This window comes from Streptomyces sp. NPDC023481, from assembly GCF_055560195.1.
In genome coordinates, this window is record NZ_JBVHJE010000006.1 from 30,965 (window position 1) to 56,407 (window position 25,443).

19 protein-coding genes are annotated in these 25,443 nt (G+C 73.9%); 15 read left to right on the plus strand and 4 right to left on the minus strand.

The features are described 5' to 3' along the window. From malQ to ACZ3ZD_RS14375, 3 genes are all read right to left on the minus strand, one after another. Positions 1–2,115, minus strand: a complete 2,115-nt coding sequence (gene malQ / locus ACZ3ZD_RS14365) for a 4-alpha-glucanotransferase (RefSeq protein WP_467396572.1) — start codon at positions 2,113–2,115, stop codon at positions 1–3. Next, positions 2,116–2,340 (minus strand): hypothetical protein, encoded by a 225-nt coding sequence (locus ACZ3ZD_RS14370; RefSeq protein WP_467397178.1) that lies wholly within the window; start codon positions 2,338–2,340, stop codon positions 2,116–2,118. Between the two features lie 712 nt (positions 2,341–3,052). Further along, on the minus strand, positions 3,053–3,589 hold the full coding sequence (locus tag ACZ3ZD_RS14375) for an HNH endonuclease (protein WP_467396574.1): 537 nt from the start codon (positions 3,587–3,589) through the stop codon (positions 3,053–3,055). A 317-nt stretch (positions 3,590–3,906) separates the two neighbouring features. Between ACZ3ZD_RS14375 and ACZ3ZD_RS14380 the strand changes: the two genes are divergently transcribed. From ACZ3ZD_RS14380 to ACZ3ZD_RS14450, 15 genes are all read left to right on the plus strand, one after another. Continuing rightward, a complete protein-coding gene (locus tag ACZ3ZD_RS14380) occupies positions 3,907–5,019 on the plus strand; it encodes a mechanosensitive ion channel family protein (RefSeq protein WP_467396576.1) in 1,113 nt (370 codons plus the stop codon). Between the two features lie 293 nt (positions 5,020–5,312). Beyond that, the gene (locus ACZ3ZD_RS14385) at positions 5,313–6,524 is read left to right on the plus strand and encodes an ROK family transcriptional regulator (protein ID WP_467396578.1); all 1,212 of its coding nucleotides are present in this window, start codon (positions 5,313–5,315) and stop codon (positions 6,522–6,524) included. Positions 6,525–6,566: 42 nt separating this feature from the next. Beyond that, complete coding sequence (locus ACZ3ZD_RS14390) at positions 6,567–7,910, plus strand: ABC transporter substrate-binding protein (RefSeq protein WP_467396580.1); 1,344 nt, start codon at positions 6,567–6,569, stop codon at positions 7,908–7,910. Continuing rightward, on the plus strand, positions 7,910–8,851 hold the full coding sequence (locus ACZ3ZD_RS14395; protein ID WP_467396582.1) for a carbohydrate ABC transporter permease: 942 nt from the start codon (positions 7,910–7,912) through the stop codon (positions 8,849–8,851). Before ACZ3ZD_RS14390 ends, ACZ3ZD_RS14395 begins: the two co-directional genes overlap by 1 nt. A gap of 3 nt (positions 8,852–8,854) precedes the next feature. Next, a complete protein-coding gene (locus ACZ3ZD_RS14400; protein WP_467396584.1) occupies positions 8,855–9,688 on the plus strand; it encodes a carbohydrate ABC transporter permease in 834 nt (277 codons plus the stop codon). 6 nt (positions 9,689–9,694) lie between these two features. Continuing rightward, the gene (locus ACZ3ZD_RS14405; protein WP_467396586.1) at positions 9,695–10,960 is read left to right on the plus strand and encodes a family 4 glycosyl hydrolase; all 1,266 of its coding nucleotides are present in this window, start codon (positions 9,695–9,697) and stop codon (positions 10,958–10,960) included. Continuing rightward, positions 10,951–11,937: an N-acetylglucosamine kinase gene (locus ACZ3ZD_RS14410; protein ID WP_467396588.1), complete on the plus strand. Its 987-nt coding sequence runs from the start codon at positions 10,951–10,953 to the stop codon at positions 11,935–11,937. The genes ACZ3ZD_RS14405 and ACZ3ZD_RS14410 overlap by 10 nt, the downstream gene beginning before the upstream one ends. Positions 11,938–12,009: 72 nt before the next feature. Next, positions 12,010–13,464 carry a purine-cytosine permease family protein gene (locus ACZ3ZD_RS14415; RefSeq protein ID WP_467396589.1) on the plus strand — a complete coding sequence of 485 codons (1,455 nt, stop codon included), beginning with the start codon at positions 12,010–12,012 and terminating at the stop codon, positions 13,462–13,464. A gap of 182 nt (positions 13,465–13,646) precedes the next feature. Continuing rightward, on the plus strand, positions 13,647–15,149 hold the full coding sequence (locus ACZ3ZD_RS14420) for a hypothetical protein (protein WP_467396591.1): 1,503 nt from the start codon (positions 13,647–13,649) through the stop codon (positions 15,147–15,149). Positions 15,150–15,163: 14 nt separating this feature from the next. Further along, positions 15,164–16,195: a glutamate ABC transporter substrate-binding protein gene (locus tag ACZ3ZD_RS14425; RefSeq protein ID WP_467396593.1), complete on the plus strand. Its 1,032-nt coding sequence runs from the start codon at positions 15,164–15,166 to the stop codon at positions 16,193–16,195. Positions 16,196–16,236: 41 nt separating this feature from the next. Beyond that, positions 16,237–17,529 (plus strand): coiled-coil domain-containing protein, encoded by a 1,293-nt coding sequence (locus tag ACZ3ZD_RS14430; RefSeq protein ID WP_467396595.1) that lies wholly within the window; start codon positions 16,237–16,239, stop codon positions 17,527–17,529. Then, on the plus strand, positions 17,526–20,003 hold the full coding sequence (locus ACZ3ZD_RS14435; RefSeq protein ID WP_467396597.1) for a serine/threonine-protein kinase: 2,478 nt from the start codon (positions 17,526–17,528) through the stop codon (positions 20,001–20,003). Before ACZ3ZD_RS14430 ends, ACZ3ZD_RS14435 begins: the two co-directional genes overlap by 4 nt. Before the next feature lie 3 nt (positions 20,004–20,006). Beyond that, on the plus strand, positions 20,007–21,224 hold the full coding sequence (locus ACZ3ZD_RS14440) for a PP2C family serine/threonine-protein phosphatase (RefSeq protein ID WP_467396599.1): 1,218 nt from the start codon (positions 20,007–20,009) through the stop codon (positions 21,222–21,224). A 124-nt stretch (positions 21,225–21,348) separates the two neighbouring features. Beyond that, entirely contained in the window at positions 21,349–22,710 is a 1,362-nt protein-coding gene (locus ACZ3ZD_RS14445; RefSeq protein WP_467396601.1) for a vWA domain-containing protein, read from the plus strand. Between the two features lie 34 nt (positions 22,711–22,744). Further along, on the plus strand, positions 22,745–24,379 hold the full coding sequence (locus ACZ3ZD_RS14450; protein WP_467396603.1) for an FHA domain-containing protein: 1,635 nt from the start codon (positions 22,745–22,747) through the stop codon (positions 24,377–24,379). Positions 24,380–24,386: 7 nt separating this feature from the next. On the opposite strand, the gene ACZ3ZD_RS14455 is transcribed toward ACZ3ZD_RS14450, so the two are convergent. Beyond that, positions 24,387–25,364 (minus strand): methyltransferase domain-containing protein, encoded by a 978-nt coding sequence (locus tag ACZ3ZD_RS14455; protein ID WP_467396605.1) that lies wholly within the window; start codon positions 25,362–25,364, stop codon positions 24,387–24,389. Positions 25,365–25,443 lie beyond the last annotated feature (79 nt).

Consider the following 25,443-nt stretch of genomic DNA (forward strand, 5'->3'; position numbering starts at 1 on the left):
TCACGGGCTTGCGCTCGCGCCGCCGGGCGGCCGCAGCACCTCCAGCAGCGCCCGCAGCCGCGGCGAGGCCACCAGCTCCTCCAGCGGCACCGGCCGGCCGTCGCCGTCGGCGACCGGCAGCCGCCAGTTCGGGTACTGGTCCCAGGTGCCCGGCAGGTTCTGCGGGCGCCGGTCGCCGATGCCGTCCGGGAGCCAAACGCCGATCAGGCGGGCGGGGGTGCGCAGCAGGAAGCGGTGGACGGCGCGGATCTCCTCCTCCTCGTCGGAGCCGGGCGGCCCGGCGGCCGGGGTGTCCAGCAGGCCGAGGCTGCCGAGCAGGGCGAGCCACTCGGCGGTGTCGGCGGTGGCCTCGGCGCGTTCCTCGGCGGCCGAACGGCTGAGCAGGCCGAGGCGTTCGCGCAGGTCGACGTGGTCACCGGTGAGCCGGGCGGCGGTGGGCGGCAGATCGTGGGTGGTGGCGGTGGCCAGGCAGTCGGCGCGCCAGCGCTCGGGCGGCAGCGGGTGGCCGTCGCCCTCCCAGTCCCGTTCGAACCAGAGCACGGAGGTGCCGAGCACCCCGCGCCGCTGGAGCGCCTCGCGCACGCCGGGCTCGACGGTGCCGAGGTCCTCGCCGATGACGACCGCCCCGGCGCGGGCGGCCTCCAGAGCGAGGACGGCGAGCATGGCCTCGGCGTCGTAGCGGACGTAGGTGCCGGCGGTGGGCGCGCTGCCCTGGGGGACCCACCAGAGCCGGAACAGGCCCATGACGTGGTCGATGCGCAGGGCGCCGGCGTAGCGGAAGAGGGCGCGCAGGAGGTCGCGGTACGGCGCGTACCCGGAGGCGGCGAGCCGGTCGGGGCGCCAGGGCGGCAGGCCCCAGTCCTGGCCGCGGGCGTTGAAGGCGTCCGGTGGCGCGCCGACGGACATGCCGGCGGCGAAGACGTCCTGCTGCGCCCAGGCGTCGGCGCCGGCCGGGTGCACACCGACGGCGAGGTCGTGCACGATCCCGACGGGCATGCCGGCCTCGCGGGCGGCGCGCTGGGCGGCCCGCAGCTGGCCGTCGGTGAGCCAGGCGAGGCGGGCGTGGAACTCCACCCGGTCGGCGAGCTCGGCCCTGGCCCGCGCGGTGGCGGCCGAGCGGGGGTCGCGCAGCCCGTCGGGCCAGTGGTGCCAGTCGGAGCCGTGGAGTTCGGCGAGGGCGTTCCAGGTGGCGTGGTCGTCGAGGGCCTGGCCGTGGGCGGCGCGGAAGGCGTCGTAGGCGGCCTGGCGGCCGGGACCGAGGGGAACGGCGAGGACGAGTTCCAGGGCCTCGCGTTTCAGCTCCCACACGGCGTCGCGGTCGATGAGGGCGCCCTTGTCGAGGACGGTGGCGCGCAGCCGTTCGGCGCGCTGCAGCAGCCCGGTCAGCCGTTCGCGGTCCTCGACGTGCGCGAACTCGGGGATGTCCTCGATCCGCAGGTGGACGGGGTCGGGGAAGCGGCGGGAGGAGGGCCGGTACGGAGAGGGGTCGGTGGGGGCGCCGGGCACGGCCGCGTGCAGCGGGTTGACCTGGACGAATCCGGCGCCGGCGGTGTGTCCGGCCCAGCCGGCCAGCTCGGCGAGGTCGCCGAGGTCGCCCATGCCCCAGGAGCGGCGGGAGAGCAGCGAGTACAGCTGGACGAGGAGGCCGTAGGAGCGGCCGGGCGGGGCGGGCAGCCGGTCCGGGGCGAGAACGAGCCATGCCCCGGCGGTGCGGCCGTCGGGGGCGGTGGCGGTCAGCCGGTGGACGCCGGGCGGCAGGTCCGCGGTGCCCTCCCGGTGCCGGCCGTCCTCGGTCTCGACGTGCAGCAGGGTGCCGGCGGGCAGGGCGGTGAGGGCGGCGGGCGGTTCGGCGCCGGCCCACTGGACCACCGTCGGCGGCAGCAGGCGCTCGCGCAGCTCGCGCTCCCGGGCGGCGAGGGCGGTACGCACGGTGTCCGGCCCGCTCGCGTCGACGCCGAGGGCGGCGAGGGCGGCGGTCACGGCGGCGGCGGGGACCTGGACGGTGTGGTCGGGGCCGGGCCGGTAGGAGGTGGCGACCCCGTGCAGCTCGGCGAGCCGGGCGAGGTCGGTGAGATCGAGGGGCTGGCCGGGGGGCTCGTCGGGGGCCGCGGCCATCTACACTCCCGGCGCGTAGGAGTCCGGGACCGGGTCGGACTCGCTGGTCAGCGGGGTGGTCTCGGCGAGCGGGGGTTCGCTGGTCAGCGGCTCGGCGTCGGGCAGCGGCGGCTCGCTGGTCAGCGGCGCCTGCGCGCACGCGCTCTCCGAGGTGAACGCGTACAGCGGTGCCTCGTCGGTGGCGGCGGACGGCTCCGCCACGGGTTTGGACGGGGCGGGGATCATGACGGCCACGCGGGCCTCCTTGTCGGTGGTGCGGGTCCTGCGGCTGTGGAGGGGTTACGGCAGGCCTACCCAGTGAGCCCGGCGCCACGCCCCGGAAAATCCCCTGCCGGGGGTGATCCGCGCCGGCGAGGTGATCGAGAGAGGGGGGTGCCCCAGTGGGGTCCGGCGCGAGACGGACGCGGCACCGGCCCGTTCACCGGCACGCGGCCCGGCCACGGGCCGTCGCCCGGGGCGGCGACGGCGATGACCGCGGCCCCCTGCTCTGCGCCCGCTCCCGCTCACGGGTTCGCGCCGGCCGGTACGGCCGGCTTCGTGGTGCGGGCGGCCGGGCGGTGCACGCCGGCCGGGACCCCGACCGCCGGGTGCCGACGCCGGCGGTGACCGGGGCGAGCCGGTACGGCGCCTCGGACGGGCTGGACCGTACGGCCGTACGCCCCTGGTGGCCGCGCCGGCCGGCGCAGCGCACGGCGCTGACCGTGCCGGCCGCGCCGCTGGTGGCACCGGCCGCGCTCGGTCACGCCGGGACAGTGTTCCCGGGCGCCCTGCCGAGGCGGCCTCCCGCGTGCGCTGGCGTTATCGCCGTCCACCTGGGCTCCCACGCCGGCCGCGGCCGCGGTGGGGCGGCCCTACACGCGGCACGCCGCGCCCGCCCGGAGGGGCCGCGGGCCTGACCCCGGGCGGCTCACCGGCGTACACGGACCGGCCCGGAGACCTAGGCGGAAATGCCGTCGATCCGGGCCAGGGCGTCATCCGCGCCGTAGGGCTGCAGGTACGGCAACCAGCGCGGGTCCCGATGCCCCGTGCCGATGATCCGCCAGGCCAGCCCGCTCGGCGGAGCCGGTTTGTGCCGCAGCCGCCAGCCCAGCTCCACGAGGTGACGGTCGGCCTTGACATGGTTGCAGCGGCGGCAGGACGCCACCACGTTGTCCCAGCGGTGCTGGCCCCCGCGGCTGCGCGGGATGACGTGGTCGACGCTGGTTGCGACGCCACCGCAGTACATGCACCGGCCCCCGTCGCGCGCGAACAGCGCACGGCGGGTCAGAGGAACAGGCCCCCGGTAGGGGACCCGGACGAATCGCTTGAGCCGGACCACGCTGGGTGCGGGGAGGGTGACGGTCGCGCTGTGCATATAGGCGCCGGATTCCTCCAGGGAGACGGCCTTGTTCTCCAGGACGAGGATGAGCGCGCGGCGGAGCGGTACGACGCCGAGCGGCTCGTACGACGCGTTGAGGACCAGGACATGCGGCACGGGTGCCTCCTTGGGCGTCGGCGGCGCGTGGCTCGCGCCGGGACGATCTGCAGTCAGTCTCCCCTCATGCCTGGTGGAAGCGCCACCATGTCCCGGTAACGGGCTGGGAGTGTTTTCGACCACACCTGATGCATCCCCCGGACCACGGCCGGTTCAAGCCCGCGTGAGCCGTGTCTCTCCTGGGCCCCCGCTGCGCGGAACGAGACGGAACACCCACCCTGCCCCGTTAGTGTGGTGGTCCCGTCCGTCCGGTGACCTTTTCGTGACCTTGACCGCCCCGCCGGTACGGACCGCGCAGCACCTGGGAGGTACCTGCCGTGTCGTCCCTGCCCGCCGCCCTCTTGGCCGCCGGGGCATCCCCGTCCCCGTCCCCGTCGCCCTCGGGCTCCACGGCCCCGACCGTCAAGACGCTCCAGGACGCCCAGGAGAGCGCGACGAACGCGGCGAGCTGGGTCGAGCAGAACTGGTCGACGTGGCTCGCGATGGGGTTGCAGATCCTGCTGATCGTGGTCGTGGCCATCGCGCTGCGCGCGGTGGTGCGGCGGGCGATCAGCAAGCTGATAGACCGGATGGGCCGCACCGCGCAGAGCGGGGACGGCGGCGCGCTGGGCGGGCTGCTGGTCAACGCCGAGCGGCGCCGGCAGCGCTCGGCCGCGATCGGTTCGGTGCTGCGCTCGGTGGCGAGCTTCCTCATCCTGGGCACGGCCGCGCTGATGGTGCTGGGCACCTTCAAGATCAACCTGGCGCCGCTGCTGGCCTCGGCCGGTGTCGCGGGCGTGGCGATCGGTTTCGGCGCGCGGAACCTGGTCACGGACTTCCTGTCCGGCGTGTTCATGATCCTGGAGGACCAGTACGGCGTCGGCGACGTGATCGACGCGGGCGTGGCCACCGGCGAGGTGATCGAGGTCGGGCTGCGCGTCACCAAGCTGCGCGGTGACAGCGGGGAGATCTGGTACGTCCGCAACGGCGAGGTCAAGCGGATCGGCAACCTCTCCCAGGGCTGGGCGACGGCCGGGGTCGACGTGACCGTGAAGGCGAGCGAGGACCTGGACCGGGTCAAGGCCACGCTGGACGAGGTCGCCGAGAAGATGAGCAAGGAAGAGCCCTGGAACGAGCTGCTGTGGGGCCAGGTCGAGGTCCTCGGTCTGGACTCGGTCCTGATCGACTCCATGGTGGTCCGGGTCTCGGCCAGGACCATGCCGGGCAAGTCGGTCACCGTGGAGCGGGAACTGCGCTGGCGGATCAAGCGGGCGTTCGACGCGGCGAGCATCCGCATCGTCGGCGGTGCGACGGCCGTCGAGGACCAGGAGGACACCCCCGACCCCACCGCCACGGTCGCGGCCCCCTCGGTGTACGCCAACGCGGACTCCCCGCAGACGGCGGCGACCACCCCGATAGCTCCCCAGCGCTCGGCTCCGCCGGCGAAGTAGCGGAAAGGGCGGCACTCGGGTCCCGGTGAAGGGAAGGGGCATTCCGGCGCGCGGCGCGCACGGGGTGCCCCTTCGTTCTGCCGGGGTACCCGGCCGCTTCCCGCCCGGGCCCCCTCACCGCGTGGGCGGATCACCTGTTGTCTCTTGACGCCCCGTTCGTCCTGGGCTTACGTTCCTCCCACCCCGATAGGAAAGTTTCCTAACAGTGATCTCCCGGGGGCCGGCGATCAAGACTGGACGTCGTCCCCGGGTCGCTGAAAAGCTGGGCGGCCGGAAAGGCAGGTGTCGACCCCATGGCAGGAACCGCCGGTACGCCGGGCACCCCGCGCGTCCTGCGCGCCATGAACGACCGCGCCGCCCTGGACCTGCTGCTGGAGCACGGCCCGCTGTCGCGCACCCGGATCGGCAAGCTCACCGGCCTGTCCAAGCCGACCGCCTCCCAGCTGCTGGCCCGCCTGGAGGCGGCCGGGCTGGTCCGGCTCACCGGCACCAGCGAGGGCCGGCCGGGCCCCAACGCCCAGCTGTACGCGGTCGACCCGACCGCCGCCTACGCCGCCGGACTGGACGTCACCCCGCACCGCATCCGCGCCGCGGTCGCCGACATCACCGGCCGCACGGTCGGCGAGTACGAGCTGCCCACCCCCGGCAGGCGCCCGGCGCGGTCCGTGGTGCGGCAGGTCACCGACGCCCTCGACGGCGCCGTCAAGACCGCCGGGCTCGCCCGGTCCGACGTGCACCGGCTGGTCATCGGCACCCCCGGCGCCTTCGACCCCAACACCGGGCGGCTGCGCTACGCCTCCCACCTGCCCGGCTGGCACTCCCCCGCGCTGCTGGACGACCTCGCGGCGGCGCTGCCGATGCCGGTCGAGTACGAGAACGACGTCAACCTCGCCGCCATCGCCGAGCAGCGGCTCGGCGCGGCCCGCGGCCACGCGGACTTCGTGCTGCTGTGGAACCAGGAGGGCCTCGGCGCCGCCCTGGTCCTCGGCGGCCGGCTGCACCGCGGCTGGACCGGCGGCGCCGGCGAGGTCGGCTTCCTGCCGGTGCCGGGCACCCCGCTGGTGCGGGGGGTCACCAAGGCCAACAGCGGCGGCTACCAGGAACTGGCCGGCTCCCAGGCCGTACCGGGGCTGGCCCGGGAACTCGGCATCACCGACGTGCCGCCGGGGCCGCCCACCGAGGCCGCCACCGCGCTCGTCGCCCGTGCCGCCGACCACGCGAGCGGCCCCCACCGCGAGCTGCTCCAGGCGTACGCCACCCGGCTGGCCACCGGCCTGGCATCCCTGGTCTCCGTACTCGATCCCGAACTCGTCGTCCTGAGCGGCTCCGCCCTGACGGCCGGCGGCGAGGTGCTGCGCGGCCTCGTCCAGGCCGAGCTGGCGGAGCTGGCCGCCGCCCGGCCCCGGCTGGTCGTCGGCGACGTCCGTGAACACCCCGTGCTGCGCGGCGCGCTGGAGTCCGCGCTCGCCACCACCCGCGACGAGGTCTTCGACACCTCGCGCTGAGCGTCACCGCTTTCCCGCACCCACACCCTGGGAGGCCTCGCCATGCCCACAGCCCTACCCGAAGTCGCCCGAAAAGCGGCTTTCGCCGTGACCGTGTCCGCCGTACTCCTCACCGCCGCGTGTACCGGCCGGTCCGGCTCGGGCGCCACCGACGACCCGTCGAAGGACACGACGATCACCTTCTGGCACGCCTGGAGCGCGCCCAACGAGGTGAAGGCCGTCAGATCGCTGGTCGCCGGCTTCGAGCACGCCCACCCCCACATCCACGTGGACGTCGTCGGCAACATGACCGACGACAAGATCAACCAGGCGCTGCGGGCCGGCGGCGACAAGGCCCCGGACGTGATCTCCTCGTTCACCACCAACAACGTGGGCAGGTTCTGCTCCTCGGGCGCCCTGGTGGACCTGAACCCGTTCTTCGCCGCGTCCGGGATCGACCCGGAGAAGACGTTCCCGAAGCCGATGAACGAGTACACGCAGTTCGACGGCAAGCGCTGCACGGCGCCGCTGCTCGGGGACGCGTACGGGCTCTACTACAACAAGACGGCGTTCGAGAAGGCGGGCATCGCGCGCCCGCCGAGGACCTGGTCCGAATTCACCGCCGACGCAGAGAAACTGACGATCCGTCAGGGTGACGGGTACCGGCAGCTCGGGTTCATGCCGGACTACCACGGCTGGGAGTCCACCACCGAGCACTACCTCGGCCAGTTCTCGCCGACGTACTTCGACAGGAGCGGCAGGTCGAACCTCGCCGAGGACCCCGCCTTCGCGAAGGGTTTCACCCTCCAGCGGAAGCTCGTCGACGAACTCGGCGGATTCCGGCGGCTGGAGAGGTTCCGCGCCACCCTCGGCGACGAGTGGGGACCCCGGCACCCCTTCCACACCGGCCAGGTCGCCATGCAGCTCGACGGCGAGTGGCGGCTCGGCATGGTCGAGGCCGCCAAGCCGGACTTCGAGGTCGGGGTGGCCCCGCTGCCCGTACCCGACGACCAGGCCGGCCAGTACGGCAAGGGCTACGTCACCGGCACCGTCACGGGCATCGCCGCCACCAGCCACCGGCAGAACGCGGCCTGGGAACTGGTGAAGTACATGACCACGAACACGGACGCGGTGGTCGGCTTCGCCAACGACATCCACAACGTGCCCTCCACGCTCGCCGCGCTGAAGTCCCCGAAGCTGAGGTACGACCCCCGGTTCAGAACCTTCCTGGACATAGCGGCGAACCCGCACTCCACCACGACACCCGCCTCCGTCAACGGCGGTGTGTACCTGGTGACGATCCAGCAGTTCGGCTACGACTACGAGAGCGGCAAGGTGACCGATCTGCGGGCCGGCCTGAGGAAGACGGCCGCGCAGATCGACACGGACATCGCGCAGGCCCGGTGATGAGCGCCGTCACCCTCGCGTCGAAACGCCGGCGCTCGGCCTTGCGGACGCTCGCCTTCATGGCGCCGTGGCTCATCGGCTTCGCGGTCTTCTTCGCCTATCCGCTGCTCTCCACGGCCTACTTCTCCGTCATGCACTACGACGGGTTCCGGCCGCCGCGGTGGAGCGGCGGGAAGAACTGGACGTACGTCTTCGCGCACTACCCGCTGTTCTGGCCCGCCCTGCGCAACACCCTGTGGCTGGTCGTGGTGATGGTGAGCCTCCGGGTGGTCTTCGGGCTCGGCGTCGGCCTGCTCATCACGAAGATCAAGACGGCGGCGGGCGTCTTCCGCACCCTGTTCTACCTGCCCTACCTGGCCCCGCCGGTCGCGGCGACCATGGCCTTCGCGTTCCTGCTGAACCCCGGTACCGGCCCGGTGAACTCGATCCTGGAGAAGGCCGGGCTGCCGGCGCCGGGCTGGTTCGGCGACCCCGCCTGGTCCAAGCCGGCGCTGACCCTGCTGGCCCTGTGGGGCATCGGCGACCTGATGGTCGTCTTCATGGCCGCGCTGCTCGACGTGCCGGCCGAGCAGTACGAGGCGGCGGAGCTGGACGGCGCCTCGGCGTGGCAGCGGTTTCGGTACGTGACCCTGCCGGCCATCTCCCCGATCGTGATGTTCGCCGTCGTCACCGGGGTGATCCAGGCCATGCAGTACTACACCCAGCCGCTGATCGCCGGGAAGGTCGCCTCCGGCGTCATCCAGGGCGCCGGCACCCAGTTCGAGCCCGGCTACCCGGACAAGTCCACGCTCACCCTCCCCCAGCTCGTCTACAACCTCGGCTTCCAGCGCTTCGACTACGGCTCGGCGTGCGTGGTCGCGCTGGTGCTGTTCGCCCTGTCGATGGCGTTCACCGCGCTGCTGATGCGGCGCCGGGGCGGTCTGATCCAGGCAGGTGACTGACGTATGAACCGCCGCAAGGCGCGACTCGAATGGGTGGCGGTGCACTCCCTGGGGGTGGCGGCCGCGCTGTTCTTCACGCTCCCCTTCGTGTTCGTGTTCCTGACCTCGCTGATGAGCGACAGCCAGGCCCTCAGCCGGGACCTCGTCCCGCACACCTGGGAGTGGGGCAACTACCGCGCGGTCTTCGACACGCCCGGCTTCCTCACCTGGTGGAAGAACACGCTGCTGTACGCCGGTCTCGGCACCCTGCTGACCGTGGTGTCCTCGGTCCCGGTGGCGTACGCGCTCGCCAAGTTCCGCTTCCGGGGCCGCGATCTGTCGCTCATGCTGGTGATCTCGATGATGATGCTGCCCCCGCAGGTCGTCGTCATCCCGATGTACCTCTTCTGGGCGAAACAGCTGGACCTGTCCGGCACGCTGTGGCCGCTGATCGTCCCGATGGCGTTCGGGGACGCGTTCTCCGTCTTCCTGCTGCGCCAGTTCCTGACCACGATCCCCGACGAGTACCTGGACGCGGCCCGGGTCGACGGCTGCGGTGACCTGCGGACCCTGCTGCGGGTCGTGCTGCCGATGGCGAAGCCGGGCATCGCCGCCGTGGCCCTCTTCCAGTTCTTCTACGCCTGGAACGACTACTTCGGCCCGCAGATCTACGCGTCCGAGAACCCCGGCGCCTGGACCCTCTCCTACGGCCTGGAGTCCTTCAAGGGCGCCCACCACACCGACTGGAACCTCACCATGGCCGCGACCGTGCTGGTCATGGCGCCCGTGATCCTCGTGTTCTTCTTCGCCCAGAAGGCGTTCGTGGAAGGCGTCACGCTCACCGGAGTGAAGGGTTAACCACACATGAAACTCACCGTGGTCGGCGGCGGCTCGACCTACACCCCCGAACTCGTCGACGGCTTCGCACGCCTCCGGGACACCCTGCCCGTCGAGGAACTCGTCCTGGTCGACCCGGCCGCCGACCGCCTGGCGCCGGTCGGCGGCCTGGCCCGGCGGATCTTCGCCAAGCAGGGCCACCCGGGCCGGATCGTCACCACCTCCGACCTGGACGCAGGTGTCGACGGCGCCGACGCCGTCCTGCTCCAGCTGCGCGTCGGCGGCCAGGCGGCCCGGGAACAGGACGAGACCTGGCCGCTGGAGTGCGGCTGCATCGGCCAGGAGACCACCGGCGCCGGCGGCCTGGCCAAGGCGCTGCGCACGGTCCCGGTGGTCCTGGACATCGCCGAGCGGGTCCGCCGTACCAACCCGCGCGCGTGGATCATCGACTTCACCAACCCGGTCGGCATCGTCACCCGCGCCCTGCTCCAGTCCGGGCACCGGGCGGTCGGCCTGTGCAACGTGGCGATCGGCTTCCAGCGGAAGTTCGCCGCCCTCCTGGGCACGCGTCCGGCGCATGTGCACCTGGGCCATGTGGGCCTGAACCACCTCACCTGGGAAACAGGTGTGCGCCTGGGGGGTCCGGAGGGCGAGGACGTCCTGCCGAAGCTCCTGACGGAACACGGCGAGGCGATCGCCGACGACGTCCGCCTCCCCCGCCCCCTGCTGGACCGCCTCGGCGCGGTCCCGTCCTACTACCTGCGCTACTACTACGCGCACGACGAGGTCGTCCGGGAGCTGCGCACCAAGCCCTCCCGGGCGTCCCAGGTGGCCGCCATGGAGCGGGAGCTGCTGGCGATGTACGAGGACCCCGCCCTGGACGAGAAGCCGGCCCTGCTCGCCCGGCGCGGCGGCGCCTACTACTCGGAGGCGGCCGTGGACCTGGCGGCGGCCCTGCTGGGCGGCGGGGGCAGCCCCTACCAGGTGGTGAACACGCTCAACCGGGGCACGCTGCCGTTCCTGCCCGACGACGCCGTGATCGAGGCGCAGGCGGCGGTCGGCCCGGCCGGCCCGGTCCCGTTGCCGGTCCCGCCCCTGGACCCGCTGTTGCGGGGCCTGGTCGCGGACGTGACCGGGTACGAGGAGCTGGCCCTGGAGGCGGCCCTGCGCGGCGGCCGGGACCGCGTCTTCCGGGCGCTGCTCGCCCACCCGCTGATCGGCCAGTACGCCTACGCCGAGACCCTCACCGACCGGCTGGTCGCACACAACCGGGAGCACCTGGCGTGGGCCTGACCGCACCCGACCCGCTGACGGTCCTCGCGATCGACGCGGGCAACAGCAAGACCGACGTGGCCGTGGTCACCGCCGCGGGCGAGGTGCTGGCCACGGCCCGCGGCGGCGGTTTCCGGCCGCCCGCGGTGGGCGTGGCCGCGGCGGTGGACGCGCTGGCGGAACCGGTGGCCCGGGCGTTCGCGGCCGCCGGGGTCAGCGGGGTGAGCCATGTCTCGGCCTGTCTGGCCAACGCCGATCTGCCGGTGGAGGAGGAGCGGTTGGCGGCCGCGCTGCACGCGCGCGCGTGGGGGGCGTCGGTGGAGGTGCGCAACGACACCTTCGCGATCCTGCGCGCGGGCGTCGACGAGCCGCGCGGGGTGGCGGTGGTGTGCGGCGCGGGCATCAACTGCGTGGGCATGCGCCCCGACGGCCGTACCGCCCGCTTCCCGGCCATCGGCCGGATCTCCGGGGACTGGGGGGGCGGCTGGGGCCTGGCGGAGGAGGCGCTGTGGCACGCGGCCCGCGCGGAGGACGGCCGCGGCGGGCCGACCTCGCTGGCCCGCACCCTGCCCGCGCACTTCGGTCTGCCGAGCATGTACGCCCTCATCGAGGCCCTGCACCTGGGGCGCGTCGACCATCACCGCCGGCACGAGCTGACCCCGGTGCTGTTCGCCACGGCGGCGGACGGCGATCCGGTGGCCCGCGCGCTCCTCACCCGGCTCGCGGAGGAGGTCACGGTGCTGGCCACGGTCGCCCTGACCCGCCTGGAGCTGCTGGACGAGCAGACCCCGGTGCTGCTCGGCGGCAGCGTCCTCACCGCGGGCCACGCCCAGCTGGACGACGCCGTCCGCGAGCTGCTGGCCGCGCGCGCCCCGAAGGCCGACGTCCGCGTGGTCACGGCGCGCCCGGTGCTCGGCGCGGCCCTGCTGGGCCTGGACCGGCTGGCGGCGGGGGCCGAGGCGCGGGAGCGGGTGCGGGGCCACTGGGAGGCGGGCTGATCCGGAGTCGTCGTACGGGCGGAGCGGGGCAACAATGTGACCAGAGAGGCGGACCCGACCTCGGGAGGCGTCATGAGCACATCAGCGGAGCCGAGAGTGTCCGGTCTCGAGGTCCGGTCCATCGACTACGTCCCGCTGGACGAGCGGCACGGCAAGCTCTGGCACCTGGGCCCGCTGTGGTTCATGTCCAACGCGCAGATCGCCACCCTGGCGGTCGGGCTGGTCAGCATCACCCAGGGCGGCAACCTGATCTGGTCGCTGCTGGCCATCGTCTCCGGCACGGTGATCGGCACCTTCTTCATGGCCTTCCACTCCGCCCAGGGCCCCCAGCTCGGGCTGCCGCAGATGATCCAGTCGCGGCCCCAGTTCGGCTACGTCGGGGCGCTGCTGGTGTGGCTGTTCGCGTATGTGCAGTACGCCGGGTTCAACGTCTTCAACAGCATCCTCGCCGCCGACTCCCTGCACGCCACGCTGCACGGCGGCGTCAAACCGTGGGTCGTCGTGGTGACCGTCGTCGCGCTCGTCATCGCGCTGGTGGGCTACGACATCATCCACAAGGCGGAGCGGATCCTGACGTACACCTTCCTGGTGATCTTCGGGATCTTCACCGTGGGCGTCCTGGTCACCCTGCACTACCCGGCGGGCTCCTTCGACCTCGGCGGCTTCAAGTGGACGCCGTTCCTCGCGCAGTTCGGCGTGGTCGCCGGCTACCAGATCAGCTGGGCCATCTACGTCTCCGACTACTCCCGCTACCTGCCCCCGGACGTGACCGTCCGCAAGACGTTCTACTGGACCTACTTCGGCTCCGCGCTCGGCGGCATCTGGCTGATGGTCCTCGGCACCCTGCTGGCGGCCTGGGCGGGCCCGAAGACCTTCCAGACGATCCCGGCGATCAACTCCGCGGGCGACAAGGTGTTCACCGGGTTCGGCGCCGTCGTGCTGCTGTTCTCCGCCCTCGGCCTGGTCTCGGTGACCGCGCTGAACATGTACGGCGGATCACTGACGCTCATCAGCGCCATCGACTCCTTCAAACGGGTCCGGCCGACGCTCGGCGTACGGCTGCTCACCCTCGGCCTGACCGCCGCGCTCTCGCTGGTCGGCGCGCTGGCCGCGACCGCGAACTTCCTGGCGAACTTCGAGGACTTCCTGCTCCTGGTGCTCTACCTGTTCATCCCGTGGACCGCGGTGAACCTCATGGACTACTACGTGGTGCGCCGCGGGCACTACGCCATTGCCGAGATCTTCAACCCGCACGGCATCTACGGCCGCTGGGGCCTGCACGGCATCATCGCCTACCTCGCCGGCTTCGCCGCCATGGTGCCGTTCTTCTCCGTCGGCACCCTGTACGTCGGCCCCGCCGCGAAGGCGCTGGGCGGCGCCGACATCTCCCTCTTCATCGGCCTGCCCGTCTCCGCCCTGCTGTACTGGGCGCTGACCCGCTCGCTCGACATCGAGGCGGAGACCCGGCTGGCGACCGCGGAGGCGGCGGCCCTGGAACAGGCGGCCCACGACCACCGGGAGCCGTGAGCACGGCCGTTCGGGGAACCGATCCGCCGGCGCGGGCGTGTACCGGGACAGGGGGGTGGCGCGTCCGCGGGCGCGCGCCCCACGGCACACTGCGTTCCGATCGGGATCGAGTGAAGTCCGGTGCGCGATGTCAGTGCGGGCGGTGATACTGGGCGGCGAAGGATGACCATGGGGGAGGTCGTGTGACACACCCGCCGAAGAGCAGTACGGCGCCACCGCCGGCCGGGCCCGCCGGTGCGGCCGGTGTCCCCGGCGTTCCCGGTGTGACCGGTGTCCCCGGCGTTCCCGGCATCCCCGGAGTGGCCGCCGTCCCCGCCCAGCCCGGGCCGCCCGGGCTCCCCGCGGGTGCGGGTGCGGGGGTGCCGCCCGCGCGCCGGACCGCCTTCGCCGAGGGCGTCGAGCGGCTGCGGGCCGCCGCGACGACCGAGCCGGGGCGGCTGCGGATCATCGGCGCCGTCCTGGCGCTGCTGGTCGTCGCGTTCGGCGCGGTCACCGCCTGGCAGACCAGCGCACGCTCGGCCGCCGCCGACGACGTGCTGCACCGCAGCCAGCCGCTCAGTTCCGGCGCGGCCGCGATCTACCGGTCGCTGGCCGACGCCAACACGGCCGCCTCCAGCGGGTTCCTGGCGGGCGGCCAGGAGAGCCCGGCGTCCCGGGAGCGGTACGAGAAGGACATCCGCACCGCCGCCGGCGGCCTCGTCACCGCCGCCGCCAACGCCGAGCCCGGCTCGGCCTCCGAGGCGACCATCGCCGACCTGAACCGGCTGCTGCCCGAGTACAAGGGCCTGATCGAGCGGGCCAGGACGTACAACCGGCAGGGCTACCCGGTCGGCGGCGCCTATCTGCGGTACGCCAACGAGAAGATGCAGAAGCAGATGCTCCCGGCGGCCGAGGAGCTCTACACCACGGAGAACCGGCGGCTGGACGCCGACTACGCGGACGCGACGCCGTACCCGTGGGCGGCGATCGCGCTCGGGCTGCTCGCCCTGGCCGCGCTCGGCTGGGCCCAGCACCGGATGTACCGGCGCACCAACCGGGTCCTCAACCACGGCCTGGTCGCCGCCTCCGCCGCGACCACCGTCGCCCTGCTGTGGCTGGCCGTCGGCCACGCGGTCGCCCGCTCGGGCCTCGACGGCTCCTACGCGCACGGGATCCGCTCGCTGCACGTGCTGCACGACGCCCGGATCGCCTCCCTGAAGGCACGCGGGAACGAGAACCTGAGTTTGGTGGCGCGCGGCGCGGAGACGATCACGGTGGACGGAAGGCCGTACGACGCCTACTACTACGACTTCGACAAGGACATCGCCGTGCTCGGCAAGGGCCTGACCGAGGCGGCGCGGCTCGCCGACGACCAGGGGGGCACGGCACCGGTGAAGGCCGCCGAGGGCAACATGGTGGTGTGGAAGCAGCGGCACGCCGCCGCCCGCGCCGAGGACGAGAACGGCAACTACCAGCAGGCGCTGGACAAGGTGATCGGCGCGAAGGGCGCGACCGCCGAGTGCTTCGACAGCGTCGACCGCAGTCTCGCCCGGGCCATCGACCACGAGCAGGCCGAGTTCCGGCAGGCCGCCTCGGGCGGGCGGGACGCCATGACCGGGCTGCCGGTGGGCGCCGCCGTCCTCGCGGTACTGGCCGCGGCCGGCTCCCTGGCCGGCATCGGCCGCAGACTTTCGGAGTACCGGTGACGAGGGGCGGGACGATGGACGGGAGCCGTGCACGGGCCTCCCTGCGGGGCTGGGGCGGGGTCGCCACCATGGCGGTGCTGTGCGCGCTGGCGCTGGCGTTCGTCCTGCTGCTGCCGTGCACCCAGCGGGCGCCGGCCGAGCCGGCCCGGGCCGGGCAGCGGCCCGCCACCGCCGTCCAGGCCCGCGCCGACGGGTGCGTGGACGCCGAGGCGCACCAGCAGACGCTCGCCCCGTCCGGCGCGGACGGCCCGACGATCGACGCCATCAAGGCCCGCACGGGCGCCAAGCGCAAACTGGTCGTCGGCGTCGACCAGAACAGCTACCGGTGGGGCTACCGCAACCCGAACACCGAGGGCGCCCGGCTGGAGGGCTTCGACATCGACCTCGTCCACCGCATCGCCGCCGACATCCTCGGCGACCCGGACGCGGTGCAGTTCAAGGCGATACCGACCAGCCAGCGCATCCCGGCGATCGAGGACGGGCGGGTCGACATGGTCGTGCGCACCATGACGATCACCTGTGACCGGCTGCGCCAGGTCGCGTTCTCCGCGCCCTACTTCAAGACCGGCCAGCAGGTCCTCGCGCCCAAGTCGTCCCCGATCACGGGCTACGACGGCTCGCTGGCGCACAGGAAGGTGTGCACGGCGGCCGGTTCGACCGCGTACGCCAAGCTGGCCGCGGACCGCAAGGACGGCCGGCTGCCCGCCACCACCGACATCTCCACCACCGTCCCGAACCAGCTCGACTGCCTGGTCCGGCTGCAACTCGGCGAGGTGGACGCGGTGGTGACCGACGGCGCGCTCGCCGCGAGCCAGGCCGCCCAGGACCCGACCGTCGAACTCAAGGGCAAGGCGTTCACGACCGAGTACTACGGAGTGGCGATGAAGAAGGACGCGGACGATCTGGTACGCCGGGTCAACCGTGTTCTGGTGGACTACCGCGCGCAGGGCTGGCAGACCTCGTACGACGACTGGCTGTCGGCGACACTGGGCAAGGACGCGTCCGCGTCGAAACCGCCCGCACCGCGCTACCTGCGCGGCAGTTGAGCCGTACCCGACCGGAACACACAGCGAGCGAGAGGTGATCGATGGGCGTCACGGACCCCGCCGGGCCGGTGATGGACCGGGACGAGGTGGACCGTGCGCTGGCGCGGCTCGGCCAGGAACACGAGGCGATCGAGACCTCGCTGCTGGCCCTGCAGGACCACGCGGGCCGCAGGCTCCTGGAGGGCGCGGAACTGACCGGCGTCACCAAGGAGCGCTGGCAGGCCACGGAGGCCCGGATCACCCTGCTGTGGGCGTACTTCGACGCCTACACGGCCGCGCTGCGCGGCGCCCGGGAGATCCGCGCCCGGCGCCGCTGGTCCAGCCGGGAGGACCTGGCGGAGCTGACCGGGCTGCTGCGCGGCGAGTGCGTGACCGTCCCCGGCGGCGGGAACGGCCGGCTGAGCGAGACCTTCTCGCTGTCCGCGCTGGTGGACCGGATGAACGAGCTGTACGCGACGAGCCTGGACCTGATCGTCGCCGCCGACGCGGTCTGGTCGGCGCTGCCCGCGCGGATCGATTTACTCGCCGCGGAACTCCAGCGCACCCGGGGCCTCGCGCACTCGGTCGGGGTGCGCCCCGGCGAGCACCCGGCCGGCGACGACCTGGAGCGGATCACCCGCACCCTGACCCGGCTGCGCGAGGACGTCGTCAGCGACCCGCTCGCCTTCTGGGTGCCCGCCGAGGGCAGTTCGGCGCCCGGCGGCGGACGTCCGGACACGGCGGTGTACGACCGTGAGGCGCGCGCTCTGGAGGACGTACGCCGGGAGATCGACGCCGTGCTGACGGTGCGCCAGGACGCGGAGGCGCGGCTGATCCGGCTGCGGGACGTGCTCTCGCGCGCGGACCGCACCCTCGCCGAGGCCCGTACCGCCCGCGGAGAGGTGCTCGCGAAGATCGCCGCGACGGAGGTGCCGGTGGTGAGCGGGCCGCCGACCGTGCTGCAGGAGCAGCTGGCGACCGCGGCCGAGTACCGCAGGCAGGCCCAGTGGCACCGGCTCTCCCCGCTGCTGGAGTCGCTGGAGGAGAAGGCCGAGGACGAACTGCTGCGCGCCCGCGAGTCGTTGACGGCGGTCACCGCGCCGCTCGCGGTCCGCGCCGAGCTGCGCGGCCGGCTGGACGCCTACAAGGCGAAGGTGGCCCGGCACGGTCTGGCGGAGGACCCGCTGCTCGTCGAGCGGTACGACGCGGCCCGCCGCATGCTGTGGAGCGCGCCCTGCGACCTGCGCGTGGCCGAACAGGCCGTGCTGCGCTACCAGCGGGCGGCGGCCGAACTGCTCGGCGGCGCGAGCGCGCCGGAGGACAACCAGGGGGAGCACAGGGGGGACGGATCATGAGTCAGCCGGGGCAGACCTGCCAGCGGCCGGGCTGCGAGGGGTCGTACGAGGACGTCGGCGGCGGCGAGCTGTACTGCGACACGTGCGGTCTCGCGCCCGTGGTGTCGGTCAAGGGCCCTCCGTCCGGGCAGGGCATGGTCGGTTCGCCGCCCACCGGGGTGACCCGGGCGGCGTCCGACAGCGGCAGTTCGCGCAGCTCCCGGACGTCCTCGCAGTCGTCGAGGTCGCGCCGCTCGGTATCCGGGCGGCTGTCCCGCTCGCTGTCGGGGAGGTCCACGGGCCGCTCGGTGTCGGTGCGCAGCTCCGGCTCCTCCTCCGGCGCCTCCTCGCGCGGGCGGCTGGGCGCCGGGCTGGTCTCCGTGCCGCAGGTGCCGCGGCCCGACCCGCACGCGATGGTGCTGGACAACCCGGAGGTGCCCGAGCGGAAGCGGTTCTGCTCCCGGTCGGACTGCGGGGCGCCGGTCGGCCGGGCCCGCGGGGAGCGGCCGGGCCGCACCGAGGGGTTCTGCACCAAGTGCGGGCACCCGTACTCCTTCGTGCCCAAGCTGAAGGCCGGGGACATCGTGCACGGCCAGTACGAGGTGGTGGGCTGTCTCGCGCACGGCGGGCTCGGCTGGGTGTACCTCGCCGTGGACCGGGCCGTCTCCGACCGCTGGGTGGTGCTCAAGGGCCTGCTGGACACCGGCGACCAGGACGCGATGGCCGCGGCGATCTCCGAGCGGCGCTTCCTCGCCGAGATCGAGCACGCCAACATCGTGCGGATCTACAACTTCGTGGAGCACCTGGACCAGCGCACCGGCTCCCTCGACGGCTACATCGTCATGGAGTACGTCGGCGGCAAGTCCCTGAAGGAGATCGCCAACGCCCGCCGGGCGCCCGACGGGCGGCGCGATCCGCTGCCGGTGGAGCAGGCCTGCGCCTACGGCATCGAGGCGCTGGAGGCGCTCGGCCACCTGCACAGCCGGAACCTGCTGTACTGCGACTTCAAGGTCGACAACGCCATCCAGACCGAGGACCAGCTCAAGCTGATCGACATGGGCGCGGTCCGCCGGATGGACGACGAGGAGTCGGCGATCTACGGCACGGTCGGCTACCAGGCGCCCGAGGTCGCCGAGGCCGGCCCGTCGGTCGCCAGCGACCTGTACACGGTGGGCCGTACGCTCGCCGTGCTGGCCTTCGACTTCCAGGGCTACACGAACGTCTACGCGGACTGTCTGCCCGACCCCGACAGCATCGAGGTCTTCCGCCGGTACGAGTCCTTCTACCGGCTGCTGGTCCGCGCCACCGACCCCGACCCGGCCCGCCGTTTCGCCTCCGCGCAGGAGATGGCCGAGCAGCTGACGGGCGTCCTGCGGGAGGTCGTCGCCCTCCAGACCGGGCGGCCCCGGCCCGCGCTGTCGACGCTGTTCGGGCCGGAGCTGAAGGTCACCGACACCGAGCTGTTCCCGCGGCCGGCCGGTGACGTGTCCCGGCTGGGCGCGCGGCCGGTGCGCAAGGCCGGGACCCCCGCCGCCGCCCTTCCCGCGCCGGCCCTCGTCGAGCCCGTCGCCACGCCGGCCGCCGCGCTCGCCCTGCCGGTGCCGCTGGTCGACCCGGCCGACCCGAACGCCGGTTTCCTGGCGGGGCTCATCGCCTCGGGGCCGGCCGAGCTGATGACCGCGCTGGCCGCCGCGCCCGCGCGGACCGTGGAGACCCGGCTCCGGCAGATCCGCGCCCGGCTGGAGAGCGGCGACCACCGGGGCGCGGCGACGAGCCTCGCCGAGCTGGACGGGGAACGCCCGGACGACTGGCGGGTGGTGTGGTACCGGGGCGTGGCCGCCCTGGTCACCGGCGACTTCGAGGACGCGGCGCTCGCCTTCGACGCGATCTACGACGCCTTCCCGGGCGAGGCCGCGCCGAAGCTGGCGCTCGGCCTGTGCGCGGAGGTGCTGGGCCAGCTGGACAACGCGGCCGAGTACTACCGCCTGGTGTGGACGACCGATCCGAGCTTCGTCAGCGCCGCGTTCGGGCTGGCCCGGGTGCAGCTCGCGGCCGGGGACCGCGGCGCGGCCGTGCGGACCCTGGAGTCGGTGCCGGAGTCCTCCATCCACTACACGGCCGCCCGGGTCGCCGCCGTCCGGGCCCGGATCGCCCGGCGCACGGCGGACCCGGGTGACGTACCGTTCCTGGACGACCTGACGGCCGCCGCCGGTCAGGTCGAGGCACTCCAGGCGTACGGCCTGGACCCGGCGCGGCGCGAGCGGTTGTCGGCGGAAGTGCTCGGCTGCGCGCTGGACTGGATACTCTCCGGGGGTCGGGGCACCGGGCCGGCCGTCGGAGGCCGGGTGCTCCTGGGCAGCGGTCTGGACGAGCGGGGTCTCCGCTTCGGCCTGGAGCGCGCCTATCGCACGCTGGCCCGGCTGGCGACCGGCGGCGAGGAGAGGATCGAGCTGGTGGAACGGGCCAACCGTTACCGCCCCCGGACGTGGGTGTAGTCGATGTCGCAGATGCCCCAGCAGGCCGCACTGCCGAAGTGCCCGAGCTGCGCGGAGCCCGTGGAGCCGGGCGACCTGTTCTGCGGAGCGTGCGGATACGACCTTTCGGTGGTCCCCGCCGCACCGCAGGACCAGGACCGTCAGGACGAGCGGGACGAGCCGGACCGGCGGGACGAGCCGGACCACCCGACGCTCACCACGACCGGCTCCGGGGTGCGGTTCGACGGGCCGGCCGAGCCCGACGAGTACCCGCTGCAGGCGCCGGACCCGAGGCTGGCCGCCGGCGGCGCCGCCCCGGCCGACCCGGCGCAGGTGTGTGTGGCCTGCCGGGCGGGCCGGGTGGACAGCGACGGCTACTGCGAGAACTGCGGGCACGCCCAGCCCCGCGAACGCGACCACGTGGAGCGGGAGTCGGGCCCGGTCGCCGCCGTCAGCGACCGCGGGCTGCGCCACCACCGCAACGAGGACGCCTTCGCCGTCGGCCACACCACGCTGCCCGACGGCACCCCGGCGGTCGTGGCGATCGTCTGCGACGGCGTGTCCTCCGCGACCCGCCCGGACGACGCCTCCCTGGCCGCCTCCCAGGCGGCCGGTGACATCCTGCTGGCCGCGCTGCCCCGCGGCACCCACCCGCAGCAGGCGATGCACGAGGCGATCGTCGCCGCCGCCCAGGCCGTCGACGCGCTCGCCGAGGAGCCCGCCACGGCCCGCGAGCACGCCCCGCACAGCAACGCCCCGGCGTGCACGATCGTCGGCGCGGTGGTCACCTCCGGGCTCCTGGTCGTCGGCTGGGTCGGCGACAGCCGGGCCTACTGGGTGCCCACCGACCGCGGCGCACCGGCCGCCCGGCTGACCGAGGACGACTCCTGGGCGGCGCAGATGGTCGCCGCCGGCCTGATGAGCGAGGCCGAGGCGTACGCCGACGAGCGCGCCCACGCCATCACCGGCTGGCTCGGCGCGGACGCCTACGAACTGGAGCCGCACACCGCCTCGTTCAAGCCGGACCGGCCGGGCACGGTCGTGGTGTGCACCGACGGCCTGTGGAACTACGCGGAAACCGCCGAGGAGATGTCCGAGATCGTCCCGGCCGACGCGGCGACCCGCCCGCTGCACGGCGCCCGGGTGCTGGTCGGGCACGCGCTCGACGGCGGGGGCCACGACAACGTAACAGTGGCGATCCTGCCGTTCCCGGCGCCGCTGCAGGGGGCAGGATCGGCCTGAGGGCCGTAGCCGCCGTATCCGACGGGGGAACGGCACGGGGAAAGCCGGGGCGGACCGGAGGGGACCGGGCCGCTCACAGCCATCGCCCCGCGTGGGCGGGGTGTCGAGGGGGATGCGATCAAGCATGGCCAATTTCGCGAAGCCGAACGCGCCGCGGTTCTCGGTGGAGGTCTACCAGAACGAGCACCTGCCCGAGGGCGGCACCGAGGTCAACGCCATCGTCACGGTGAGCGCGACCGGCGGCGGCACCACAGGCGGCACGGTCTCCGCGCCCGGGCACGCGCCGGGGCAGCGGCCCACCGCCGCGGTGGCGGTCATGGTCGACTGCTCGGGCTCCATGGACTATCCGCCGGCCAAGATGCGGGGAGCCCGGGAGGCCACCGCCGCCGCGATCGACACCCTGCGCGACGGCACCCACTTCGCGGTGATCGGCGGTACGCATGTGGCCACGGAGGTCTATCCGGGCGGCGGGCGGCTCGCGGTCGCCGGCGAGGTCACCCGGGAGCAGGCCAAGCAGGCGCTGCGCCGGCTGAGCGCGGGCGGCGGTACGGCCATCGGCACCTGGCTGCGGCTCGCCGACCGGCTGCTGTCCTCGGCGGACGTCACCATCCGGCACGGCATCCTGCTCACCGACGGCCGCAACGAGCACGAGTCGGCCGAGGACCTGCGGGCCACGCTGGACGCCTGCGCCGGCCGGTTCACCTGTGACGCGAGGGGCGTGGGCACCGACTGGGAAGTGAAAGAAGTCACAGGGATCGCCTCGGCGCTGCTCGGCACCGCCGACATCGTCGCCGACCCGGCGGGCTTGGCCGCCGACTTCACGCGGATGATGGAGACGGCGATGGGCAAGGAGGTCGCCGACGTCGCCCTGCGGGTGTGGACGCCGGTCGGCACGACCATCCGGTTCCTCAAGCAAGTCGCCCCCGCCGTGGAGGACTTGACCGCCCGCCGCACCGAGGCCGGGCCGCGCGCCGGGGACTATCCGACCGGGTCCTGGGGCGACGAGTCCCGCGACTACCACCTGTGCCTGACGGTCCCGCCGGCCGGGCTCGGCCAGGAGATGCTCGCCGCGCGGGTCTCGCTGGTGGTGCCGGGGGCCGGGGACGGCCCGGCGCAGGGTCCCGGCGGGCGGAGTCTCGGCCCGCAGGGGCTCGTACGGGCCGTGTGGACCGACGACTTGGCCGCCTCCACCTCGATGAATCCCCAAGTCGCCCACTACACCGGTCAGGACGAACTGGCGAAAGCCATCCAGAAGGGCCTCGACCTTCGCAAAGCGGGCGATTTCGATGGGGCAACGGCCAAACTGGGTCGGGCCGTTCAGCTCGCGAACGCCTCGGGGAACGCGGATACTGCGAAACTGCTTGCGAAGGTGGTGGACGTGGTCGACGCCGCGACAGGTACTGTGCGGTTGAAGACGAGGGTCGCGGAGGCGGACGAGAAGACTCTGGAGACCCGGTCCACCAAGACTGTTCGTGTGAAGAAGTGATCCTTGGAAGCGTAGGAGAAGGGGAAGCACCGACATGCCGACCTGCCCGAACGGACACCAGTCGGGTTCCGACGACTGGTGCGAGGTCTGCGGTCACCGCATGGCCGGTGCCGTACCCCCGCCCCCTCCGCCGCCACCCCCGGCCGGCGGCTACGGCTTCCCGCCGCCGGCCGGTGCCGGTGGCCGGCCCGGCCCGGCCGCCGCGGCACCCGAGCCGGAGCTGTGCCCGCAGTGCCGCACGCCCCGCGAGGGCGGCGCGCCCTTCTGCGAGGAGTGCCGGTGGAACTTCCTGACCAACACCGCGACGTCCTACACGCCGGCCGCCCCGCGCCAGCCGCAGCCGCAGCCGCGGTTCCAGCCGCCGAGCGCGACGTACGGCAGTGGTGACGGGTACGAGTACCAGGGCTCGCGGCCCTCGCAGGTGAACCGGCCGGCCGAGCCGATCCCGTCCTTCGGCAGCGAGCCGTCGGGCCCGACGCCGTTCGGCGCCGACCGCGCCCCGTCCGGCCCGCCGACCTCCCCCGGCCCGCCCCCCTTCGGCACGACCGGCCAACGCCCGTCGGGCCCCCCACCGAGCTTCGGCGGCGGTCCGTCGGGGTACGGCAGCGGTCCGGGGCAGGGGCAGGGGCAGGGGCCCGGCCAGAGCCAGGGCCAGGGTCCCGGTCAGGGGGGACCGTCCGGATTCGGTGGCGGTCCCGGGCAGGGTCAGGGTCAGGGTCAGGGTGGACCGTCCGGCTTCGGCGGCGGTCCCGGGCAGGGTCGGGGTCCCGGTCAGGGCTCCGGCGGCCCCTCCGGCTTCGGCGGTAATCCCGGCCAGGGCCCAGGTCAGGGGCAGGGTCAGGGGCCCGGCGGCCAGGGCGGGTTCGGTGGCGGTCCGGGGCAGGGTCCCGGCGCCGGTGGGCCCTCCGGGTTCGGCGGCGGCCCCGGTCAGGGCTCCGGCTTCGGCGGCCATCCCGGCCAGGGACAAGGCCAGGGTCGGGATCAGGGCCGAGGTCAGGGTCCAGGCCAGGGCCAGGGCCAGGGCACCGGTCATGGGTTCGGCGAGGCCCCGCACGGGTTCCACCAGGCCGGGGCGTCGGCTCCACCCGCGTTCCCGCGCGAGACCGGCCGTCCCCCGGCGGGCGACGACGACTGGGTGATCTCCCCGCCGTCCTCCCCCGGCCAGGGCGGCGGCTACGGCTACCCGGGGCCCGGCGCCACCCAGTCCCCCTCCGGACCCGGCGGCTTCCCACAGGCACCGCAGGCACCGCAGGCCGCCCGGCCGGCCACCTGGACGGCGACCATAGGCCCGGACCGCGAGTACTTCATGGCGATGATGCAGCGCTCCGGACCCGAGGCCGCCGGCCTCAACCTGCCCGCGTACTCGCCCGAGCAGCAGCGCACGCTCTCCGGCAACCAGGTCACCATCGGCCGCCGCCGGCACTCCACCGGCGACACCCCCGACATCGACCTGTCGGTACCGCCGGAGGACCCGGGCGTCTCGCACCAGCACGCGGTGCTGGTGCAGCAGCCGGACGGCAACTGGGCGGTCGTCGACCAGAACTCGACGAACGGCACCACGGTCAACATGTCGGAGGAGCCGATCCAGCCTTTCGTGCCGGTCCCGCTCCAGGACGGCGACCGGGTGCACGTGGGCGCCTGGACGACGATCACCGTCCGCCGGGGCTGAACCGCGCTCAGGGCAGGGGCCAGACGTACGGCCCCCGCGGCCGGTCCAGCCACGCCCGGGCGTGGCCGCCGGCGACCGTGACGCCGTAGCGTTCGCGGTCCGGCTCGCCCTCGCGCTCCCACAGGGCGTACGCCTCCCGCGGGTCGAGGCGGCCCCGGGTCAGCGCGAGCAGGAAGCGGAACGGTTCCTGCTCGCGGGCCCGGCGCGGCAGCCCGGCCAGGCTGATGCCCTCCGGTTCCGCCCGGCCCTCGCCGCGCAGCGGCACGAAGAAGGCGGCCCCGGGCAGGAAGCGTCCCTCGGCGTGCTCCGCGTCCCGCACGGTCAGCGCGAGCAGGCCGGTGGCGAGCGGGGTGAGGATGCGGGCGCCGGGGCGGCACTGGGCGAGCCAGGCGCGCGGCACCGTGGGCAGTTCGCAGGTGGCGATGATCCGGTCGAAGGGGGCGCGTTCGGGCACTCCACGTGCGCCGTCGCCGGTGACGACGACCGGATGCCGGCCGGCCGCGGCGAGGTGCCGCCGGGCCGACTCGGTGATCTCCGGATCCAGGTCGACGGTGGTGACGAGGTCGTCGGCGCCGAGCCGGTGGGCGAGCAGGGCCGCGTTGTAGCCCGTGCCGGCGCCGATCTCCAGCACCCGGTCGCCGTCCTCCACGTGCAGGGCGACCAGCATCCGGGCCATCAGGGAGGGCTGGCTGCTGGAGGAGACCAGCTCGCCGTCGCGCAGCCGAGTGGCCAGCGGCTCGTCCGCGTAGGCGCCGCGCACCCAGCGTGCCCGGGCCGCGGGGTCGGGGTGCTCACCCCAGCGGCGCTCGTGTCCGCGCGCCCCGGCGACGTGGTAGCACGGCACGAACAGGTGCCGGGGCACCGCCGCGAACGCCTCCCGCCACACCGGGTCGGCGGCCCAGGCGCCGTCGGCGTCGATCTCCCGTACCAGCGCGGCGCGTGCCGCGTCGGCGAGAGCCGCGATCTCCCGGTCGTGCGCGCCCATGCGTCCACAGTAGGGGTGCTCGGGTGGTGGTCGTGAGCGGTCGGCTCCGAGAATTCCGAGGCAGGAGCCTTCACCGGAC

What these genes read in the sequence shown, in the direction of transcription:
- malQ (WP_467396572.1), bottom strand. Translation starts at nt 2,115, where the DNA reads ATGGCCGCGGCCCCCGACGAGCCCCCCGGCCAGCCCCTCGATCTCACC.
- ACZ3ZD_RS14370 (WP_467397178.1), bottom strand. Translation starts at nt 2,340, where the DNA reads ATGATCCCCGCCCCGTCCAAACCCGTGGCGGAGCCGTCCGCCGCCACC.
- ACZ3ZD_RS14385 (WP_467396578.1), top strand. Translation starts at nt 5,313, where the DNA reads ATGGCAGGAACCGCCGGTACGCCGGGCACCCCGCGCGTCCTGCGCGCC.
- ACZ3ZD_RS14390 (WP_467396580.1), top strand. Translation starts at nt 6,567, where the DNA reads ATGCCCACAGCCCTACCCGAAGTCGCCCGAAAAGCGGCTTTCGCCGTG.
- ACZ3ZD_RS14395 (WP_467396582.1), top strand. Translation starts at nt 7,910, where the DNA reads ATGAGCGCCGTCACCCTCGCGTCGAAACGCCGGCGCTCGGCCTTGCGG.
- ACZ3ZD_RS14400 (WP_467396584.1), top strand. Translation starts at nt 8,855, where the DNA reads ATGAACCGCCGCAAGGCGCGACTCGAATGGGTGGCGGTGCACTCCCTG.
- ACZ3ZD_RS14405 (WP_467396586.1), top strand. Translation starts at nt 9,695, where the DNA reads ATGAAACTCACCGTGGTCGGCGGCGGCTCGACCTACACCCCCGAACTC.
- ACZ3ZD_RS14415 (WP_467396589.1), top strand. Translation starts at nt 12,010, where the DNA reads ATGAGCACATCAGCGGAGCCGAGAGTGTCCGGTCTCGAGGTCCGGTCC.
- ACZ3ZD_RS14425 (WP_467396593.1), top strand. Translation starts at nt 15,164, where the DNA reads ATGGACGGGAGCCGTGCACGGGCCTCCCTGCGGGGCTGGGGCGGGGTC.
- ACZ3ZD_RS14430 (WP_467396595.1), top strand. Translation starts at nt 16,237, where the DNA reads ATGGGCGTCACGGACCCCGCCGGGCCGGTGATGGACCGGGACGAGGTG.
- ACZ3ZD_RS14435 (WP_467396597.1), top strand. Translation starts at nt 17,526, where the DNA reads ATGAGTCAGCCGGGGCAGACCTGCCAGCGGCCGGGCTGCGAGGGGTCG.
- ACZ3ZD_RS14440 (WP_467396599.1), top strand. Translation starts at nt 20,007, where the DNA reads ATGTCGCAGATGCCCCAGCAGGCCGCACTGCCGAAGTGCCCGAGCTGC.
- ACZ3ZD_RS14445 (WP_467396601.1), top strand. Translation starts at nt 21,349, where the DNA reads ATGGCCAATTTCGCGAAGCCGAACGCGCCGCGGTTCTCGGTGGAGGTC.
- ACZ3ZD_RS14450 (WP_467396603.1), top strand. Translation starts at nt 22,745, where the DNA reads ATGCCGACCTGCCCGAACGGACACCAGTCGGGTTCCGACGACTGGTGC.
- ACZ3ZD_RS14455 (WP_467396605.1), bottom strand. Translation starts at nt 25,364, where the DNA reads ATGGGCGCGCACGACCGGGAGATCGCGGCTCTCGCCGACGCGGCACGC.